At 38.2% G+C, this 4,897-nt stretch carries 2 protein-coding genes; both read left to right on the top strand.

Annotation, left to right across the window (positions count from 1 at the left end; genetic code table 11):
* Nucleotides 1-1,505 (top strand): DUF2345 domain-containing protein (locus AC1M86_RS14720; RefSeq protein ID WP_481608246.1); only part of this gene is annotated, 1,505 nt, incomplete at its 5' end.
* Between the two features lie 17 nt (nucleotides 1,506-1,522).
* On the top strand, nucleotides 1,523-4,897 hold a 3,375-nt coding region (locus AC1M86_RS14725; RefSeq protein ID WP_481608247.1), incomplete at its 3' end, for a DUF6531 domain-containing protein.

Genomic DNA, 4,897 nt, shown 5'->3' on the forward strand with positions numbered 1-4,897 from the left:
GCTATCTCAAGAACTTAGAGAGCGAAGACCAAAGCAAAGCCGCAGCTTTCAAACAAGCGATCATGCTCTTGGCTTCACCAAGTTCAATTGCCGTAGAAAGTAACGAAGACATCCACCTCAGTGCAGATGGGCAGATCAACCAGATTGCACAAGGAAGCATTAACAACACCAGCACGCAAGACAGCATCATCGGACATGCCAGCAAAAAGATCAGTTTATTTGCAGCGCAAGAAGGGGCACGACTGTATGCAGGCAAAGGCAAGATCGAGATTCAAGCTCAAGGGGATGGTGCTGATCTGATTGCTAGAAAGGGTGTGCAGATTATTTCCACGGAAGATCGAATTGAAATTAAAGCGGCAAAAAAAATAGTGTTGATCGGTGGCGGCTCACAGATTGAAATTAGCAGTTCGGGAGTTTTACCGACCACAGCTGGTAAGTTTGAAGTCAAAGCGGGGCAGCATTTATTTAAGCCGGGAGCGAGTGTAAGTACTTCAGCTCAATTGCCAACAATGCAACCGTTAAAAGGCGCATTGAATCTTTTAAGAAGTTATGGTGGAAGTGAATTCTTTAAAGGAGCTGGATATAAAGTTATTGACTCTCTTGGGAAGACAATAACAGGGAAATTAGATGCGAATGGTTTTGCTCAAGTAACAGGAATTGCTCCTGGTGGTGCACAAGTGATTTTTGATAAAGATGAGCGAAGTCCTTGGGCATTATCAAGTCATTTTTCGCGAAGTTATGATTGGGCAGATGCAGTAATTCCTGGTGCATCTAATTTTGTGAACTCGAGCTTAAATCAGCTGGGTCAGAATTTAATGGCTCAAGTTAAAAATAATTTGACTCAACTTGATAGTATGAATTTAAAGGATATAGGCAAGAATGCTTTAAAAGGTCTAGCAGACCAAACTGTTGGGCAACTCAAAAATCAAGTGGCAAGTTCTACTTTAGGTGGAATTTCAGAAAAATTAAATTTAGGTTTAAGTCCTGATCAATTGAAGACTATAAGCCAAATGGCAGTAAATCCTTCTCAATCACTAGATATGATTCGTACGCAAGGCGTTGATTTTATAACTCAGCAGGCCACATCGAAGTTGATTCCGAATTTTATGAATTCAACTGGGTTTATGCCAAATACAAATTTTGATACAGCATTGGATCAGGAAAATATTACGAATCAATCTGAAAAGGTCATTGTAACTGATGACTACATTGCACAGAAATATTATCAATCTGGCGGATTAACGTATACCGAAACAACAAGAATCAGTACGAAATCGAATCCAGCTCCATTGTTAACAAATCAAAAGACTGTTGAGATTAATAAGCCTATACAAGTGAATAAAGTAGATGTGAGTACAAACAATTCAACATCAGCAGATGATCAGTTTATTTCACAAAAATATTATCAATCTGGCGGCATTAAATATACGGAAACAACTCGATTAAAAACGAGTAATGATCGTCCTGATTTAGAACAATATAACGCGAAAAACTTAAAAGATTAAAAATATATAGGTTAGTCATGGCAACTGAAAACGAACAAGTTTCTAATAATGCACAATCGAGTGTTGAACTTGCTGTATTTAATTTAGACAGTGTGAGTAGTGTAGCTGACTTACAAGTTATTGCTAATCAAATTGAAAATTTCCTTGTGGTCTGTGGCCAAACATCATTACTTAAAGTCAAAGCAAATGCCCATATAACTACTGTAGCTAATATATATGCTTTAAGTGGAAGTGTGCTTGATTTATTGTTGTATGCAATGTCTCCTCAAACAGAAGTGCTTTCAATACAACGAAATGCTTTGCTTGGTGCGAATTTAATTGGATTGTTTGCAGAGCCTAAACATGAAGCACATGCAAGGATGGGTTTACGTCCCATTTTAGGATTAATGGCTGAATGTCTATATCCTGAAAATGGTAAAATTAAGTCAACTGACATTCGACGTATGGAATTACATCTTAATGCAAGAATGGCAGGGAATTTAGAGACCTATCTAAAAGAGACACAAGCTAAATTAGCGGACTTATTAACGAATGCAAATGCCTTGGCTGTTCAGATTCTAAAATCTCTTCAATCATCTTCATCATCGTCTGTTGTAACGGAAATAACATCGAGCGCATCAGCTGAAAAAAGAGATCCAAATTTACAATTTCAAAATTGGGCAATACCATTAATAGATTTACTCAGTGTTGAGCCTCGAGCAGATTTAACACCTAAAATTGAATCAACTCCGAGTCATTTTGAAAATTTACTTGTAGAGGCGATTACTTCGATTAGTAACGATTTGCAGAATCAGACAAACCCAAGCTTGCAATACAGTCTTGGTTGGCTCATTCAACAAACACTTAAGGCTATTCAAGATAATCAAAATAAGGGAAATGCCAGTGTTCCGATTAATCAAACTGGTGAGTTTGAGCGTCAAACTGAGGGCGATATCCTTGAATTTGTCAGTTTGCAAGCAGATGCATTAATGGATCCTCCATGTTTGAATCCAGCTGAACCAACAACAAGTGCTGAAACCAATACTGCTCATAGTATTAGCTATTCTATAGGTGCTGAACGAGTTTCCCATGTAGACTTCAGCCTACCTAAGCTGGGATTAGTATTCAATCGACTTTATAACTCCCAAATGGCGGAATTCGATAACGGTGCTTTGGGTGCTCGTTGGTTAATGCCTTTTTCTAATTTGATTGTTCCAAATGAAAAGGGTTATTTGTTTATTGATGCGAAAGGCAGAAAACAACAATTGCCATCGATCATTATGCGTGAATCCTATGAAGTTCCATTCCAAGGTATTACAACACATCTAAATGAACAGGGTGAATTAGTCCTAAATTTTGGAACAGAATGGGATTATCAATTTAGTACATTCGATCAAGGTCAAAGTTATCAGCTTACGCAAGAGAGAAATTCATCAACTCAAGAACAAGTCGATCTTCGTTATATCTTGCTAAATGGCAAAGCTTATTTACAAACCGTCCATTTTAATTTTAAGAAGACTCAGCAAATTTTGAAATTTGCTTACAATGATCAAGCAAAAATTATTGCTATTTTTGTGGATGATCAAGAACAACCACTTGCTCGTTATGGGTACGATCATAACGGAAATTTAGTAGAAGCATATGATGAGAATGGTCACGCTCGTCAGTATTCATACAATGCGTATCATCAATTAACACGTTATACCGATCGATCAGGTCGTGGTCAAAATATTCGTTATGATTCGAATGAACCAAATGCAAAAGCCATTGAAGAATGGGCGGATGATGGAAGCTTTAAAACAACTTTAAAATGGCATCCTCGTCTGCGCCAAGTCGCTGTATATGATGCTTACAACGTGCCGACCTATTACTACTTTGATTTAGATGGTTTTACTTATCGTATTCGATTAGCAGATGGTCGTGAAAAATGGTATTCACGTGATCAACATAAACGTATCACTCGAGAGATTGATTACAGTGGTCGTGAAACTCAACAGCAATACAATGAAGAAGGTCTGCTGATTAAAATCATTCAACCAAATGGCGGAGTGATTCGATTTGCTTATGATGAACATAAAAATCTAACTGAAATAAAAGATCCTGAAGGTCATATTTGGAAACGCGAATACAATGCAGATGGCTTGATGACCAAAGAAATCAATCCATTGGGTCACACAACACAATATAAATACAATGCCGAAGGTCAATTGATTGAAATTACTGATGCCAAAGGTGGCTCTAAAAAAATCCAGTATAATGACCTTGGGCAAATGACGTCATATACCGATTGTTCGGGTAAAGAAAGTGCTTGGCAATATGATGAAGAAGGACAACTTAAACAACAACAAGCCGCAGACCAAACAGGTGTGCAATACATCTATAGTGATCAAGGTATAGACAAAGGACAACTTAAATCCATCATCTATCCAGATGGACAAAAAGAACACTTTGAACATGACCAAGAAGGAAGCCTTCTCAAACACATTGATACCAAAGGACAGGTGACTCAATACCACTACAATGCAGTGGGTCTATTAGAAAAACGCCTTGATGCCAACAAACACCAAATTGCCTATCAGTGGGATAAACAAGGGCGTATACAGAAACTTATCAACCAAAATCATGCAGAATATGTATTCGAATACAACAGTTATGGTTATCTCACACGAGAACAAGCCTTTGATGGTGAAGAAAAACACTATAGTTACGATGAGCTTGGTCGACTTAGCCACATTCAACAACCGAATATCATCACACAATTTGGCTACTATGAAGACGGACAAATTGCGTCAAAAACCTACATCCACCGCGAAAGCAAACAACACCAAACAGAAGAGTTTACTTACAATCTGAATAGCCAGTTAATTCAAGCAAAGAACCAACAGAGCCAAAACGACTTCTACCATAATGCGATAGGACAATTGGTTAGAGAACACCAACACTACCAAGTGCCAAATCTGAAACCAATGACTGCAGTACTACGCTATGAATACGATGAACTCGGCAATCTCATCAAAACTGTTCGTCCGGATGGTCAGGAAATTAGCCACTTAACTTATGGATCAGGACATATCTACGGTATTGCCCTAAATAAAAAAGACATGGTTGGTTTTAAACGTGATGACCTACACCGAGAAACAGAACGTTACCTTGCCAATGGTTTAAGCCAAAGCAACCAATACAACGACGTTGGATTACTGATTGCACAGCGCATATATGTAGAACAAGAAACAGCCAATAGAACACAACATCAGGCACAACGCCAATACACTTATGATGCCAACTATTTGTTGACTCAAGTTCAAGATAGTCAAAAAGGTAAACTTAGTTATCAATACGATGCGATTGGTCGCTTAATACAAGCGCAAAGCTCAAAGCAAACTGAACGTTACCATTTTGACCCAGCGGGCAAC

This window comes from Acinetobacter sp. ANC_7654 (assembly GCF_056779855.1).